At 39.5% G+C, this 18,701-nt stretch carries 4 protein-coding genes; all 4 read left to right on the forward strand.

The genetic code is table 11. The features are described from left to right. Window positions 1-15 precede the first annotated feature (15 nt). From ACR32F_RS15345 to ACR32F_RS15360, 4 genes are read left to right on the forward strand one after another with little or no spacing between them, the layout of a single operon-like run. Window positions 16-9,267: an aminotransferase class III-fold pyridoxal phosphate-dependent enzyme gene (locus tag ACR32F_RS15345; protein WP_440119536.1), complete on the forward strand. Its 9,252-nt coding sequence runs from the start codon at window positions 16-18 to the stop codon at window positions 9,265-9,267. A 30-nt stretch (window positions 9,268-9,297) separates the two neighbouring features. Next, window positions 9,298-16,452, forward strand: a complete 7,155-nt coding sequence (locus ACR32F_RS15350; RefSeq protein ID WP_440119537.1) for an amino acid adenylation domain-containing protein — start codon at window positions 9,298-9,300, stop codon at window positions 16,450-16,452. Beyond that, the gene (locus ACR32F_RS15355) at window positions 16,430-17,347 is read left to right on the forward strand and encodes a GHMP family kinase ATP-binding protein (protein ID WP_440119538.1); all 918 of its coding nucleotides are present in this window, start codon (window positions 16,430-16,432) and stop codon (window positions 17,345-17,347) included. The genes ACR32F_RS15350 and ACR32F_RS15355 overlap by 23 nt, the downstream gene beginning before the upstream one ends. Window positions 17,348-17,391: 44 nt before the next feature. Beyond that, window positions 17,392-18,657, forward strand: coding sequence for an MFS transporter (locus ACR32F_RS15360; protein WP_440119539.1), 1,266 nt, complete (start codon window positions 17,392-17,394; stop codon window positions 18,655-18,657). The last annotated feature ends 44 nt before the right edge of the window (window positions 18,658-18,701 follow it).

Below are 18,701 nucleotides of genomic sequence, written 5' to 3' on the forward strand. Positions count from 1 at the left end.
GTGGGAGTTGTTGAAATGAATTTTCCTACTTCTTTAATAGAGGCTTTTAAAAGAGTTAGTGAGGTCGAAGATCGCGGTATTAATTTTATTAATGGGGACAGCGATACAACATTCATTTCTTATAAACAACTGTATTTCGAAGCAGTTCATACGTTGGATTACCTCAACAGCAAAGGGCTAAGCGTTGATAATGAATTGGTTCTTTATTTCGAAGAGAAGGACATGAACAGATTTGTAACCTATTATTGGGCATGCATTCTCGGCGGCATCATTCCGGTTCCCTTGGCTACAGGAAATAATAATGAGCATAGAAAAAAATTGTTCGAAATCTGGATGACTCTCAAAAATCCGTACATAATCACAGATCATTCTATATGGGATAGACTTCTGTCTAAATCGCTAATTGATCCGCATTCTCTGAATATGCAAGAGAGGGTGTTGTTTTATGAGGAGAAAGATGCAAGAACTCATGATCAAAATCATTCCGGCATATCCCGAACAAGCGAAGAGATTGCGTTTATCCAATACTCTTCCGGATCAACAGGTACACCTAAAGGGGTAGTTTTAACACATCAAAATTTAATGTATAACATCAAGGATATTACGAGCCATTTAGGTATTACAGAAAAAGATTCTACTTTATCATGGATGCCATTAACTCATGATATGGGATTAATTGTATTCCATCTCTTGCCCTTAGTTAGCGGTCTAAATCAGCATCTTATTGCTACTTCAACGTTTATTCGCCGCCCTATGTTATGGATGAAAAAAATTAGCGATCATAAAATTACGTTTACAGCTTCTCCTAATTTTGGACTTAAATATTTCGTTTCAAAATTTAAAGAAGAAAATGCAGAGTATTGGGATCTATCCAGTTTAAGAATTATCCTAAATGGAGCAGAGCCGATAGCACATCAAGTCAGTATGAATTTTATGCAATGTTTGGCCCCATATCATCTGAGAGAAGACGCCATGTTTGCCGGGTATGGACTTGCTGAAGCCTCGGTAGGAGTTTCAATAGGGAAATTAATGTCAGATCCGCTGTTACTTAATAGAAAATTATTAAGTATAGGTAATGCTATACATGTAACTGGCGAACAAGAAGAGGGCTTATCGGTTGTTAATGTGGGCACTGTTTTTGAAGACTGCGATTTGCGGATCACAGACGATAACGATGTTGTAGTACCAGATCGGTTCTACGGACATATTCAAATAAAAGGGAAAAATGTGACCCAAGGTTACTATCGCAACAAGGAAGCTACCGCCAAACTAAAAACGATAGACGGCTGGACTAGAACAGGAGATTTAGGATTTATCGTAGATCGAAAATTATATGTGATCGGAAGATATAAAGATATTATTTTTGTTAACGGGCAAAATGTATACCCTCATGATATAGAAAGAGTCGCTGAAGGATTCGAGAATATTGAGCTAGGGAAAGTGGCTGCATGTGGTGTATACGACACAACGACAAATGAAGATCAAATTATTCTTTTTGTGGTGCATAAAGATTCTAGCAAGGACTTCTCAGCGTATTCTACTCGATTAAAAGGCTATATTAATGAACAGACCGGATGGAAAATTTCAAATGTGGTACCTATTCGACAATTGCCTAAAACGACGAGTGGGAAAGTGCAACGATACAAATTGGCAGATGAATATTCCAGTGGTGTGTACCATTCCCGATCTGTACCTGGCAATGAAGCAGTTGAGGAAGAAAGTCCAGAAGCCAATAAAAGTTCCAAAGCAAATATTGGAGAATTGGAAGATAAACTCGTAAAAATATTTAAAGATGTGTTGTCGATCCATGATGTGAACAAACATGATCGTTTCTTTGAAATAGGAGCAACTTCCATACAGTTAACGGAGATCGCTACTCAATTAGAAGATGAATTGAACATGATTATTCCGACAACTGACTTCTTCTCGTATCCAACGATTAATCAGTTAGCGAAATATCTCTTAGGTATTGAAAGGGATGAAATAAGTGTCATACCTGTAACAAAACGAAAAGAAGAGGTCGATGATCTCCCAAACTATAAGAAAAATGATATCGCTGTCATTGGAATGTCAGGTGAATTTGCTGGAGCGGATGATTTAGATGAATATTGGAGAGTGATTGCTACAGGGCAAGATGCGATCAGTCCATTGAATGTTGAGAGAGCTGAGGATGCACGTCATTTTATGAATAGAAAGGACGAAGATTTTACATTTATAGAGGGAGGATTTCTCAAAGAGATCGATAAATTTGATTATTCATTTTTTGGAATGACACCCAAAGAAGCAGAGCTTATGGATCCTAATCAAAGATTATTTTTACAGACGGTCTGGCACACGCTTGAAAATGCGGGGTATGGAGGAGGACAGCTATCCGGACGTCAAGTCGGTGTGTTTGTAGGAGCTTCTAAGATCGGCTATACCTATGAACAGTTATTGCTGGAAAGTGGAGATGCCTCCGTAGCACAATATGCTGTTGGTAATCTTTCATCAATCATATCAGGTCGAATTTCATATTTACTCAATTTTAAAGGGCCAGCAATAACGATCGACACGGCGTGTTCTTCCTCGCTGGTAGCCGTGCATATGGCATGTGAAAGTATTATACGAGGCGAATGTGAACTGGCAATTGCTGGAGGTGTAAGGACACTTCTCCTTCCAATCAAGGCGGGAATTGGCATGGAGTCTTCAGACGATCGAGCTAGAAGCTTCGATGATGATTCTGATGGTACAGGAACTGGAGAAGGGGTAGCCTCCATTTTACTAAAGCCGTTAAAGCAAGCTATTGCGGATGGGGACTATATTCACGCAGTTATTAAAGGAAGTGCGATTAATCAAGACGGAGCAACGGTGAGTATGACAGCTCCTAATACAGAGTCTCAGACCAACCTTATTTCAAAAGCGTGGGAGAACGCTGAGATTGAACCAGAAACCATTTCATATATTGAAACTCATGGTACAGGTACTCCTTTAGGTGATCCTATAGAGATTAACGCGATTAGTCATGCGTTCCAGAAGCATACTTCCAACAAACAGTTCTGTGGAATTGGATCAGTCAAAGCCAATATTGGGCATCTTTATGAAGCAGCGGGTATTGCTAGTCTAATTAAAACGATTCTTTGTTTGCAGCATAAGGAAATACCGCCACTAACCCATTTTAAAAAACCTAACCGTAACATTAATTTTTTGGATACTCCCTTATATATTCCGAAAGATTTGACTAATTGGCAAGCCAATGATGTTCCTAGGCGCAGTGGAGTGAGTTCGTTCGGGTTCAGCGGTACGAATTGTCATGTTGTTCTTGAAGAATTTAACCGGATTGAGCAGCCTGTTCAAACAATTACGGATCGCTATCAATTGTTTACATTATCAGCTAAGACGCATGATTCGTTGTATGAACTGGTAAAAAAATATACAGAATTTCTTTCCTGTAATGTTAATTACACGATAAGTGAAATTTGTTATACGGCTAACATGGGTAGATCTCATTTCCCGCTGCGGATCGGTATCGTTGCGCATACGCTTGAAGAGTTGAGATGGAAATTAACAGAGGTTCTAGGTGCAGGAGTACCCATCCAAAAAGAACATGTGGATGAGCAATCACTACGTATTCAGGATTTTTCTAAACAAGCGAATGAGATTTTAGACAAATATGACGCACAGACTCCAATAAGCAAACAAGATATAGAAACCTTATGTGAGTGCTATATCCGAGGTGCAAATTTCGATTTGTATAAAGGTGATTCCAAACCAAACAAAGTGCCGCTGCCTGTGTATCCGTTCATGAAAAAAAGATGCTGGGTAGAACGATCTGAAACTCAAAAAGAAAAGGCAGTTCGTAAAGAGGTCATGGTGGAGGAGGATCGAAATGTGGAAAAAACATTAAAAAGTACTGTTGATCATAGGGACCTTTTAAAAGATATATTCCAAAAAATAACCGGATTCTCCAAGGATGAAATAAATACAGGCACCCATTTCTTAGAGATGGGTATCGACTCTATTATGTTGAATCAAGTCAAAATTAGTATCATGAAACAATTCTCAGTGGATATTCCTGTGAATTTATTGTTTGAATCCGTTACTAATTTAAACAAGTTAAATGAGTATATCATTGAGCATACCCCAGTGATTGATTCAGATTATGTTCAAGAGAAAAATGAAACATCTCAATTTCTAACCCCTGAGAATGTTATTAGATCAGCACCAACAAATCGCTCAAGTGATTCAAGTTTCTTAAACATTATTGAGAAGCAAATTAATCTGTTAAATAATCACCAAAAAAATATAAGTGAGATTTTCAATCAACAATTAGAGCTATTGAGAATGGAAAATGGCGGTGCTATACAACATGCTACAACATCTGCTCCGATGAACAGCCATAGCGATCGCGGAGAAACCCGTATTGAACACATTAAGGAGCATAGAGATGCTACTGTCCATGCTGATCTGCAACCAAAACAAAAGGTATTTGTACCTTTCCAACCTATTGTCATTAGTTCTGAAAGTGGTTTGTCTGAAGAGCAGCAGCACTTTTTGGATTCTTTCATTGAAGAGTATTCCAAGAAAACGAAACAGTCTAAAGAATACACGCAAACCTATAGAAAAGCACATGCTAATAATCGTAATGCCTCAGGCTTTCGTTCATATATGAAAGAAATTGTATACCCCGTGATTGCAGAAAAATCAATGGGTTCGAGACTATGGGATCTTGATGGAAATGAATATATTGATCTTACGATGGGATTCGGCGTGAATTTGTTTGGTCATAATCCTCCATTTATAACAGATGAATTGAAAGAGGAGATTAGCAGTCAACCGGCTCCTCTCGGTCCTATGTCTAACATAGCAGGTCAGGTATCGGAGTTAATTCGAGAGATAACTGGCTGTGAAAGGGTTGCTTTTTATAATTCTGGAACTGAAGCAATTATGGTGGCGATCCGATTGGCTAGAGCACAGAGTGGGCGTTCCAAAATAGCGCTATTTTCCGGATCATATCATGGAACCTTTGACGGAGTGCTGGGAGTAGCCGATATGAATGCAGATGATGGTCAAGCGCTGCCGATGGCTCCAGGTATCCCGGAAAGTTACTTAAAGGATGTTCTCATCCTAAATTATAATAGCCCGCATTCGTTAGAAATTTTGGATCGATATAAAAATGAAATTGCTGCAGTGGTAGTAGAACCAATCCAGAGCCGCAGACCCGATTTACAACCTAAGGCTTTCATTCAAGAGATCAGAACCCTAACAGAGCAATCTGATATAGCCTTGATTTTTGATGAAGTCATCACGGGTTTTCGGATTGATATGAGGGGCTCCCAAGGATGGTACGATATCGAAGCTGATATCGCTGTATATGGAAAAATCGTTGGCGGCGGGATGCCGATAGGTGTGGTCGCTGGAAAATCAAAATACTTGGATGCGGTAGATGGGGGATATTGGGAATTCGGAGATGATTCCTATCCACCTCATGCTGACATCAAAACATTTGTAGGCGGGACATTCTGTACTCATCCTATAACAATGAAGGCAGCATTAAAAACGTTAGAGTACTTAAAGGACAAAGGGCCCGGACTGCAAAGGGAATTAAATGAACGCACCAATAAACTAATGCATACCTTGAATGAGTTCTTTAAACAAGAAAACGTGCCAATTCATATGGTCAACTGTGGATCACTCTTCAGGTTTGTATCGTTTGTAGATATTGAACTGTTCTATTATCTGATGATCAAAAACGGCGTGTACATTTGGGAGGGGCGTAACTGCTTCTTATCAACAGCGCATACGGAAGAGGATATTAATAAAATTTTGCGTGCTGTGTATATGAGCATATTTGAGCTGAAAAAAAATATGTTCTTTCAACAACAGCCTAGCGCAGACAGTCCACCAAGGGAACCAGAAAAAACAAGTGAAGTTTTCCCAGTTACGAGTGAACAAAAGCAATTATGGTTTGCATCCAAAGCAAGAAAGCAGCAATCTGCTGCGTTTACCGAACGAGTGGCTTTGAGATTAAAGGGTTCTATTGACAGGGAGAAGTTAACGAAAGCGCTCCAAACCATCACGAGTAGACATGAAGCGCTTCGAACAGTCATAGATAACAGTGGAGAACAGCAAATTGTGCTAAAGCATGGAAATGTAGAGATTCATAGCACAGATCTTACAGCAGACTTAAGAACAGACAAGGATTTAGTTTTTAAGGAATGGATGGCTAAAGAGAGTGAGAACCAGATTGAACTTAGTCCAGACTCAGTGCTCACTAAATACCATCTGCTTAAAATGGCGGAAGACCTTCACGTTCTTATTATGTCCTTTCATCATATTATTGCCGATGGCTGGTCTATTTCTGTCGTTGTGGATGAACTCCATAAGTTGTATAGAGCGTACTCTAGAAATGAAAATGATCTCATTGAATTACCTGCACCGGGTCAATTTAGAGAATATTTAGATTGGCGAGAGAAGCAGCTAAATACTTCGGAACATACAAAGGCAGTACAGTATTGGAGCTCTATCTTTGAAGAGCCTGTTCGAAGTATTACAATTCCTTCGATCACCGAAGGGATGTTAAAGAGGGAATATCAGGGCAAACGGGTTCATTTCAAATTGGAAAAATCGGTAACTGATAAACTCAGAAAATTGAGTATCCACTCTCAAAATAGCCTTTTTGTTACTTTATTTGCTGTATACAAAGTCTTTATACACCGTTTAACAGGCTATTCGAAACTCGTTATAGGCATTCCCATGTCTGGTCAGGCCCAAATGCAAAATTATAATTTGATTGGGAATTGCGCAAGTGTTCTACCCGTGGTCAGTAAAGTAAACAAGTGGGGCTCCTTTAGAGATTACTTGACGTCTCTGAAAGAAGTGATGAACGAATTAGAAGACGTGAAGAAGTTTCCATTCTCCATGTTTATTGATTCATTAAATTTTAATAATGTGCCCGAATTAAATATTCTATTTAACATGGACAGGCCGATCTCAAAAACGAAATTACATGATCTGGATGTTGAACTCATTCCCACTCCGATTCAATACTCCAAATATGATCTCTTTATGAATGTGATGTACGTAAGCGGAGAGCTTTGGTTCGAATTAGATGTGAATACACAACTCGTTCAAGAGCATGAAATAGATCAGTGGGTGAATTATTTTAATGAACTTGTGTTCCATATCACCGAAAATGAACATCTGCATTTAGAAAAAATCATCGTTGAACACGAGCTAGAGCATAGGTTGAAGGCATTAGTTTCTGAAGAAAAACTCGCTTGGATCAAAGGGAATCCTGTTTATTTGGAACTTTTGGAAAACTATATTTGCGAGGAATTCGCCGAAGAAGTAACTCGTTGTGATGTACGCGTAGAAGAAGAGGGACATGAGATTATAGCTTATGTTCATGGCAATACTCCAAGTGACCTTTCACTCATGAGGAAGAAACTGTTACAAACATTAAAAGAATACTGGGTACCAAAGACAATTAAACATGTGGATCCAAGAAACAACCAGATAAGTACGTTGAGTGACTATGCACCGCAGCTGGATGAGTCAGATCAAGCGGGTGATTCAAACTCGGGGAACATGTCGATAACCGAAGAAAAATTAACTGCGATTTGGAAAGAGATTTTATCCATTACGGATATTGGAGTAGACGAAAGTTTTTTTGAACTTGGGGGAAATTCATTACAAGCCACAACGATTTTCTCTAGAATTCACAAGGAATTAAATGTATCTATTCCTTTAAGTGAATTGTTTGTTTCTACAACCATTCGTGCATTAAGTAGATATATTGAAAATTTCGAAGATTCTGATCGTACAGAATACACACCTATCCCTAGTAGAGCAGTACTTTTGGTGGGAAATGAAAAAAAATTACCTGAAGCAAATTGTTATCCGCTCTCCAATGCTCAAGCAAGAGTGTGGTTTAGGGCACAGTTTACTGGGCATGCATACGGAGACGTGTATCTCTATGAATTCAAAAATGGATTGGATATCGAAATTTTTCAGCAGGCCGTACACATCTTAATTGATCGGCATGAGATCATGAGGACCACAATTACCGAAGTGGAAGGAGTATTTTATCAAAAAGTTCATGATTTCCTGAAAGTTCCCTTTGAGTATGTTGATTTGGCTCATAGATCCGATGAAGAACAACGTGAGCGTGTTGCTGAAGATATACAAATACACAAGAATACAGAATTCGACTTAGGATTGGAATCCTTTTACCGCATGAAATTTTATCAATTAGCTGATCAAAAATTTATATTCTTGCTATCGGTGCATCATATTGGTCATGATGGCTGGTCCCATTATGCCTTCTTGAATGACTTATTAAATATATATTCCTCCTTAAGTCAAGGAGAGGATCTTCATAGAATAGATCAACCTCGTCAATATGCAGATTTTTCGTTATGGCAGTACAAGCATATTACAACTGAAGCAGTTGGGAAACAGAAGGAATATTGGAAGGAGAAATTGCAAAGATTCGCCCCTGTTCTTCAATTACCAAGCGATTCTGAGGAGGAAATAAAAGAACAGGAAACGATCTCGGAGATGTGCAAATACACCATCACACCAGAATTAACAAATAAGATTTATGAATTGAATGCTTTAAGTGGAGGAACCACCACATATATTACTGTCCTAGCTGCTTTGAAAATCTGGATGTCTCATATAACGGATCACACACTTATTACGATAGGTTCGACCCTTTCTGGGCGTACACATCCGGACTTAGAGAGCATGATCGGTTTATGCATTAATCCAGTTGCCATGCGTACTGAGTTATCAGGAAATCCTACAATGCACGATGTTCTGAAAAGGGTTGGGGATACATGTGTTGGAGCATACACGAATCAAGAGTATCCTTTTGATTTAGTTATGCAGGATCAGTATGTTATGCATGACCAAGTTAAGTCGTTATACTCCGTATGTCTAATAGGACAAAATGCGCACACGACCAAACTTCAGAACGATGAGATTGAAGTTCGATTCTGTAACTTGGATGAGTTTCAGGTCAAGGGAACGGATGCCGCACTTGGTAACTATGAGATGGATCAGAATGAAAAAACAAAATTAGATTTGTTGATTTATTTGTTCGATAATGAAGATCAACTCTTGTTTGAAATTTATTATAACCAGACTAAATTTTGTGCAGATACGATCCAGACTTTTTTTGAGCAAATTGAACAAGTTCTTAATCAAACGGTAAATTCCCCAAACATGAGGTTATCACAAATTAAATTAAATGATGATACATTGTTACATGAACTGTTCAATTAAAAAATAACTGGCAGAGGGTGTATCTATTTCATGAACTATCTATCGAAAGAGAACGTTTCAGAAGTTCTGGAATTATCTCACATTCAGAAAGAGTATTTACAACAAAAGGATGCTATAAACCAACTTATATTTGAAATCCCCTTAAATATAGACAGAACACAAATCCAATTGACATGGGATACTTTGGTTGAAGATTCTCCTGCGTTACGAACAATTTTCCGTTCTTTAAAAAATAGAACTGTACAAGTTGTACTCAAATCGAGACCGATTGCATTGCAGTGGATGGATAATGAGGCATTAACTTCGGCAGATCAGCAAATTGTAATTGAACACGTCGCAGAAGAATATAGAGGCGAGTTTCTTATAAGTGAAGAGCCCTTGCACAGATTGGTTATCCTTACATTTGGACAAGTTAGATCTGTTTTAATATGGACATTTAATGTTTTGAGCATAGATATGTATAGTTGTGAGCTATTATTCAACAAATGGATGGGACAAGCAAAGGCAGTTCAAGATAAGGGCTTACGACATGGGGATATAAAAAGTTATCTTCAATGGGAAGCAGAGCAAGATGGAAATCCAGCACAGGATTATTGGTTCGATAAGATGGGGGATTACTCATTTTCGGCTCTCCAAGTGCCTGCGACCCAATCTAGTTCCGACAACCAAGATTATTATAAAAAAATAAATGCAGACCTCCCAGCAGATCTGGTTGGATTGATCCAGGAGTGCAGCCGTCGATATAACACTTCCATGAATAGCATATTTTACACCGCCTGGTTGCTTACATTACACGTGTATACGGGGGATGAGAACGTTGCCTGCGGATCGACTCTGTCAGCAGACTTCAAAACATTCCCCGCCACCGATGAAATGATAGGGACATTTAGTCATTCGTTACCTATACAAGTCCGGTTGGATCGGAGTCAGAAGTGCTTCCATGTAATTCAAGATGTGGAATATCAATTGAAGTCTATCAGAACATTCGGCAGTACAACAGCCAGGATGTTGAAAAATAATACTTCTTCCCACCAGGACAGACCGTTATTCGATACAAATGTAACCGTTAATAATAATCGATCTACAGAGAGATCACATGGTGTGTTGTTTAAAGAGAGTCAATCCTTTATGGAAATCTTCATTACCACGGGAACGAGATGGAATATTGAATTCCATAATTCAAGCGGGGCATCACTTGAACAGCTGCAACATATCATGATTCATTTTCAAACCATTTTGAGAAGTGTGGTTTTAGGAATGAATCATAATCTTGATACTTTAAATATCTTGCCAGAGATTGAACGTAAACTTTTAGTGGATGATTTTAATCAAAGTACGATTCCTCTGTTTTCTGTTAACCATGCGGTTCATGAAATTATTGAAGAGCAAGTAAGAAAATATCCAGATAAAATTGCGGTCAGATGTAATGAGGAGTCGATAACATATCAGGAAATAAATGATAGAGCAAACCAGATGGCAGGGTGGCTCCGAGATCAACATCTCAAGCCAGATGATCTAGTAGGTATATGGGCTGATCGAAGCATAGAGATGCTTACAAGTATAGTTGCTGTTATGAAGGCAGGAGGTGCGTATGTTCCACTAGATCTTTCCTATCCTGATAAGCGGTTGCAGCATATTGTGGATAGTGGGAATATCTCCATTATGCTCATTGATCATCAAGCGCAAAGCCGATACTTTGGTATTTTTCAGGATTCGAGCAAACGGCCAAAGTTACTTGCCATTCATACTGCAATGGAAACTGTAGAGGGAGATGATCCTCTCCATAGTTTCCCAACGGATAATTTGAACGTCATTCATTCCAAAAACAATCTAGCAAACGTGTTTTTCACATCGGGTTCTACAGGGCAACCAAAAGGAGCCATGATAGAACATGAAGGCATGCTTAATCATTTATATTCCAAAATTAACTTGCTGGGTTTGAATGAAGAGAGTATTGTCGCGCAGAATGCTTCACACTGCTTTGATATCTCTGTGTGGCAATTTTTATCCCCTCTTATGGTTGGGGGACAGGTTATTATATATCCAAATGAGGTTGCAATGGATCCTTTAGTTTTGTTGAATTCGGTATGTACTGACCGGGTAAATGTACTAGAGATGGTACCTGCAATTAGTGAATTATTCCTTCAAAGTGCAACAGAAAACAAAATCAACCTTGAACATCTCCAATATATGATTTCTACAGGAGAAGGCCTTTCTGTTCCATTATTGCAGCGCTGGCAAAACAGTTACCCGGATGTGAGAATTGTAAATACATATGGGGCTACTGAATGTTCTGATGATACGTCCCATATTATTATTGATAAGGATTACCACCATAATGACCATTATGTCGAATTAGGTAAGCCCATCCCCAATATGAAGCATTACGTATTGGATACATGGAGACGGATAGTTCCTATTGGCTGTACCGGCGAAATATATATCAGCGGAATCGGTGTGGGTAGAGGATATTTGAATGATATTGAACGTACAGAGGCCTCCTTTTTTAGTTATGAACTGCAAGGGGAGGAAGTGCAAAAATTTTATAAAACAGGAGACTTAGGAAGATATACGCCAGATGGCAGGCTTATGTTTATTTCTAGAAGTGATTTTCAGGTCAAAATTAGAGGCCTGCGCATTGAATTAGGCGAAATTGAGTCTGTGTTACTGAAACATGATGAGGTAAGACAAGTCATTGTGGTAGCTGAAGCAAGAGACAATGGGGAAAATGAAATTGCAGCGTATCTTGTTTTAAATTCCAATATAAGTGAAGAGGAATTAAGGAAATATATGGAGGTATTATTACCCGTTTATATGATACCACAACGAATGATGATACTGGAGGAAATGCCGCTTAACCAAAATGGTAAAATTGATCGAAAGGCCTTGCCCGTTTTTGGGGCAAACTCATTTTCGGAGGAGCATTATGTTTCCCCGGAAGGATATTGGGAAAATACGGTTACACAAATATGGTTAGATGTGCTGGGTCTAGAAAAGATCAGCGTTGAGGCAACGTTCTTCTCATTGGGCGGAAACTCATTAAAAACGATTCAAGTTCGCTCACGTTTCAAACAACAACTAGGGATTGATGTTTCAATTAAGTCTCTTTTTGAACATCAAACAATCCGAAAGCTTGCTCTCTTTCTTAATCATATCTCTACGTCTGAGGTTCATGAGCAGCAAAGTATAGAGAAACTAGATACCGATACATCCTATGCTATGTCGAATGCGCAACATAGGCTCTACTTTTTAAATTTGCTAGAACCGCACAATCATTCGTACAATATGTTAGTTTCTTTTGATTTTAAAAGGGAATTGAACCTGGCTGCTTTCCAAAAAGCAGTTGTAGCATTGGTAGATAAACATGAATCACTTCGCACGACCTTTGTGCTCAACGAAGGAGTGCCGGCTCAACGAATTAATCCCCAAGCTAACATAGAGGTGAAGTTTGAAAATATTTCAGGACTGGATCAGACTTCTCAAACGAAGAAGATCAATCAAATTGAACATGAAGAGAAGAGTTTTTCATTTGATCTAGAACAAGGGCCTTTATTTAAAGTACAGGTCACAGAAGTATCAGTTGATCATTGTATCATTTGGATGAGTATGCACCATATCATAAGTGATTATTGGTCTTGGAAGATTATTGTCAAGGACTTAATGGAGCTGTATGAGTCGTATGAAATGAATAATCAGTTTACACCTGTACAGAAACCAGCAGAGTACCACTATAAAGAATATGCGAATTGGCAGAATAAGCGGCTTGAAAATGGAGAATTGGAAGGCATGAGAACCTATTGGCTTAATCAATTGGCAGGGGACTTACCTACTTTAAGCATGCCTGTTGACTATTCAAGTGTGATCACGTCCAATTTTAGTTCAAGTCAAGTAGAAGGTTTTATTAATAATGCTCAACTAGAGAAAATAAAAAAAATGTCATTTGAACATAACACCAGTTTGTTTGTTACCCTTTCATCTCTATATGGTTTTCTCCTAACTAGGCTTAGTCAACAAAAGGATTTGATTATTGGAACGCCAGAGGCAGGAAGGCATCAAATGCAATTTGAAGACGTTGTAGGATTTTTTGTGAATAATTTAATGATTCGAATGAGCTTTGAAGATGATCCGTCATTTTTGGATTTATTAAAGAAAAATAGAGACATGACAATAGAAGCGTATTCAAACAGTGAATATCCTTTTAATTTATTGGTTGAGGATATGAAATTAGAGCGTAATTTTAATCGGCCTACATTATATAATAGCCAATTTCAACTTATCCCATTAGAAGATGATCTTATGACGGATCAAATACAAATCCAATTACGTCCTACTAAAAATTATTACATCGATGTTGATATTTTATTATTGGCCACGGAGGTTAAAGAGGGACTCAAACTGGAATTGCAATATAGAACAGATATCTTTAATGAAGCTACGGTAAGTCGATGGATGAATTATTTTATGCTTATCGTTGAATCTGTTTTGACAACCCCAACCATCAAAATTGAGAGCATTCCTTTAGTTATTGGTGAAGAACGCAACCGACAGCTGGTTCAGTGGAATCAAACTGAACGAAAAGATGCAGGCCAGTATACTGCAATTCAGCGTTTCGAAGAGATGGCAGAACGATATCCGAACCGAATTGCTGTGGAGCATCTTCAGGAGCAGTTTTGTTATCAGGAACTTGCCCAAAAAGTAGATCAGTGTGCAGCTGCCTTGTGCGCACAAGGGATTAACCGGGGAACGAAGGTAGCCGTCAGTATGCGGAGCTCCGCTAATCTGGTCGTTTCACTTCTGGCCATCTGGAAAGCTGGCGGTGCCTATGTGCCTTTAGATCCGTATTTCCCCCAAGAGCGTCTAGCGTATATGTTAGCCGATTCAGAAGCTCAGTTGCTGCTTCTTGACCATATTACAGCGGCAACTTGGGAATCTCATGCGATTCCAAGCTTGAATGTACAGGCACTGTTTGAGTCATCGACTATGGCCGAAGGGATTGCTGTTAATGATCGTTCAGAGCCAGGAGGCCTGGCCTATATTTTGTACACGTCAGGATCAACGGGGAAACCTAAGGGTGTGGAGATTTCACATCAAGCTTTGAGCAATTTTTTAACAAGTATGTCCGAAGAACCGGGCATGAGTAAGGAAGACCGGTTACTGTCCGTAACGTCGATATCATTTGACATCAGTTTATTAGAGTTATTTCTTCCTCTCACAACAGGTGCGAGAGTCATCTTGGTTGACCGCGAGACCGCAACAGATGGCCTCCGGTTAACACGTCTAATTGAGGAGAAGGAACCAACAATGATGCAGGCTACACCATCAACATGGCAGTTGTTACTTGCAGCTGGATGGGAAGGAAGCGCGGAGTTAAAGATTTTGTGCGGGGGTGAGAGCTGGTCGAGAGAGCTCGCAAGTCAATTGCAGGCCAGAAGCAAGGAAGTTTGGAATATGTATGGGCCTACCGAGACGACCATTTGGTCAGCAATCCACCAAGTCAGAGAACAGGAAGGAATCATTCCAATTGGCCGCCCGATTGCGAATACCCAGATGTATGTGCTGGATCGTCATAAGGAACCCGTGCCCGTTGGTGTAGCTGGTGAGCTCTATATAGGCGGAGAAGGGGTAGCGAATGGATACTGGAACCGGGGAGAACTTACCGAGGAGAAATTTGTAGACAATGTGTTTACGGGGAAGGGCAAGATGTACGGAACGGGTGACTTGGCAAGGTACAATGCCGAAGGCATTCTGGAGTGCTTGGGACGGATGGATCAGCAAGTAAAAATTAGAGGTTACCGGGTTGAATTGTCTGAAATTGAAAGCCAGCTGCTGCAGCATGAATCGATTGAAAATGCTGTCGTGGTAGCTGTGCAAGTAGGTGAAGAAGCGCAGTTGGCTGCGTACCTCGTACGCAAGCCGGGTATGGCGTGGCCGGGTCATCAGGCAATGCGGCAATATTTGCAACGATCACTTCCTGAATATATGCTGCCCACATCGTATATGGAAATCGAAAAACTACCGTTAACACCAAATGGGAAAATAGATCGAAAATCATTACCGGTGATCATGCACATGCAAAATGATGAATCTTACGTACCGCCTCGTGATCTGCAGGAGTTAAAAATGACACAAATTTGGGAGAAAGTTTTGAAAATTCACCCGATTAGTGTTACAAGTAACTTTTTCTCGATAGGTGGCCATTCTTTGAAAGCTATTCAATTATTACATGAAATTAACGAGCAGTTTGGTACGGAATTACTTCTTGCTACCCTTTTGAAAGAGCCAACAATTGAATGTATCTGTGCACTGGTGGGTGGAAAGAAACAAGACTTGGCTTCTTCTTACCTTATTCAACTTCAAGAAGATGAGGATCGTTCAACAAGTCCACTAATTTTAATCCATCCACAGGGGGGAGGCATTCTTCACTATTTCCATTTGGTTAATTCATTGGGAACATCAGAGTGCATCTATGGAATTCAAGCGCCTGGCTATGAATCGGATGAAGAACCATTAAATAGCATTGAAGAAATGGCAGAACTCTATGTTACAGAGATCAAAAGAAAGATTCCTGCTGGCCCATACAAACTTATCGGTTGGTCCTTTGGTGGAATGGTCGCTTACGAGATGGCACGAATATTTGAAACGATGGGTGAGAAGATTGAGTTTATTGGTTTGTTTGATGTGCAGCCTCTCGACCAATCTATGAATATTTATGATGAATTTACAGAGCAAGATGCAATTAAGTATTTTGCTACTTTATTCGATCTAGATCCCCTTCAATTTGATGAAACGGATAGCGAGACCGCGTTAAATCTACTACTGGATGAAGCGAGGAAACGTGAGGATTGGCCAGTAGGCATGAGCTCTAAGGAATTAAAACGAAAGATGAATGTTTTGGTAGCTGCGGGGCAAGCGATGAGAAAATACAGATATGGCGACCCGATTAATTCAGATCTACAGTTATTCTATGTAGAAAAAGTATCTAAGCATCTTCATAAGCTGATTAACCCAAGTCAGTGGAAGTACAGAACTAAAGGCAAGTTAAGCACATTCCTTGTGCCTGGGGATCATAATACCATGGCTTTACCACCTCACGTAGACGAGTTGGCTCAGATGATTAAGACCTATTGGAATGAATACTCTTCAGAGAGTGGGAGGGAGACTATTGATATCGGATCTCGAAAATAATGTAGTATCCAAAGAAAAGATAGGAATAGGTATGGCTTATGGTACTTTTGGAGAGTTATTACAAGGGATGACGGTGGAAAGTAACCAGGATTTTCTGGTTACTTTCCCTATACAAAATTTCACTAAAGTCACGTTTTGTCCCGATTCAACCTCACGCTTGAAAGTCGCACCGGAGTTCAAACAAAAATCAGCTAGATTGGCAACCGAAATTTTGAAAATATTTCAGCTGCCACCAGGCGGCACGATTTTTATTGAAAGTGATTTGCCAGTGGGAAAAGGATTAGCAAGTTCATCTGCAGATCTGGTTGCTACCGCGAGATCAATTGAATCATATTATGGTATAACGATTCCCTTACAGCTGCTGCAGAAGGTGATGAAAGAAATTGAACCTAGTGATGGAGTTATGTATCCAGAGGTTGTGGCATTCTATCACAGGGAGGTTGAATTATTTGAAAGATTAGGCGTTCTTCCAAGACTTACTGTGCTTGCTATCGATGAAGGCGGTGAGATTGATACGATCCAATACAATCGTAATAAAAAAGAATTTACGCTCGATGAGCGCACTCAATATACAGATTTAATGATGCAGTTAAAGTATGCTTTTTGTAATCAAGATGTGTATTTGATCGGTCAGGTTGCCACTAGAAGTGCCCTTTTAAATCAAGATCGGCTAGCGAAGCAAAGTATCTCGCACTTACTTGAGATATCGAATAACCATAACGCGTTGGGCATTATCATAGCCCATAGTGGTACGTATATTGGTATTTTACTTTCAGATGATGAGATTGATTATAAAGAAAAATTAGAAGCGATCCATGTAGCTCTGAGAAATGTCTATGGTGAGGTCAAGATCTTTCATTCCGTTTCCACAATAAATAATGTGATGGACAGTTAAGTATTCTTCACCACTAAGGCAGAGAAGATTGGAGTCAGGAAAGGATGATGAATTTGGGTACAATCAAGTTTTTGCGGCCCTTGAAAAATAAGCGATTTTCCTTATTATTTTCAGGACAATTAATGTCGGACTGCGGCAATTGGCTTGACTATATTGCCATATATACATTACTGGTGTATACATGGCAACTTGGTCCTGATGCGGTGGCAGCACAAGTTATTGCCGCAGGTGTTCCTTGGATATTTCTTGGACCATTAATTAGTGTATGGGTAGACCGTCTACCTACTAAAATGACCCTTGTTGTATCAGATATACTTCGTGCAATCATTGTGTTTTGTTTATTTTTTACGAACTCGCTTTGGTTATTGTTAATGCTGGTTTTTTTGAAGAACTCTATTGCTACAGCCTTTGAACCTGCAAGAATGAAAACTATTAAGAGTATTATCCCTCATCCAGAACTTTCTCAAGCGATCTCACTTAGTCAGACTTCTATTTATTTAATGAAAATTATTGCTCCTATTGTTGGCGGGGTTATTGCTGCTCATACTTCCTCGTCATTTATCTTTCTAATTGAAGGGGTTCTCTTTCTCATCTCTTCAGTGTTACTTTCTTTTATACCAAATGATTTGAACCGAGCACAGTCTGTTGATAAGCCAAAGTTTTGGAAGGAGTTAACAGGTGGGATCAAACATTTAAAAACGACATCTACACTTTTAGTGGCAGTGATTCTAGTATCGGCTTCCTTATTCTTGATTTTTCTTTTTGAAGGTTTATTTGTATTGTGGGCCAAGGAACAAAATCTGTCAGAGCAGGCTTATGGCATGCTTATAAGTGCAATTGGTTTTGGTAGCCTCGTGGGAGTTTTAGGTGGGGGGAGTTGGGATGGATGGAAGAAGAGTCCGTTATCTAGTATAAGCAGTGCTGTTTTCATTTCAGGAATTCTAGTTACTATACTTGGACTAGGCGGTATGCTGGCTCTTCAGCTTCCAACTCTTGTCTGGAGCGCCATGGCATTCTGTGCCGGTGTGTGCGCCGCATTCACGACTGTACCTTTCGGATATATATTACAGACAGAGACGCCTACCCATTTAATTGGGCGGGTTACGGGGAGTTCTAATGCACTTCAAAATGTATCTACATTTCTGGCTCCTTTATTGGGTGCTTCTTTGGCAGCAGCATTCTCAACTAACTTTGTATTTTTAGGAGCTGGAGTTGGTCTTGTACTTCTTGGAGGGATTGCGACTATAGCTGTACTCACCAATAAATCTATTAGTTCCTCCAATATAGATCAGAAACAGGAGAATTATTAAATTGCAAGGCGCCTGTTTAAAAATTCATCAAACTTGAGGGTGAT

Source organism: Paenibacillus hebaui, assembly GCF_051934385.1.
Lineage (GTDB): Bacteria > Bacillota > Bacilli > Paenibacillales > Paenibacillaceae > Paenibacillus.

Excerpts from the sequence above, each read along its gene's own strand:
- ACR32F_RS15345 (WP_440119536.1), top strand. The coding sequence starts at position 16 with ATGAATTTTCCTACTTCTTTAATAGAGGCTTTTAAAAGAGTTAGTGAG.
- ACR32F_RS15350 (WP_440119537.1), top strand. The coding sequence starts at position 9,298 with ATGAACTATCTATCGAAAGAGAACGTTTCAGAAGTTCTGGAATTATCT.
- ACR32F_RS15360 (WP_440119539.1), top strand. The coding sequence starts at position 17,392 with ATGATGAATTTGGGTACAATCAAGTTTTTGCGGCCCTTGAAAAATAAG.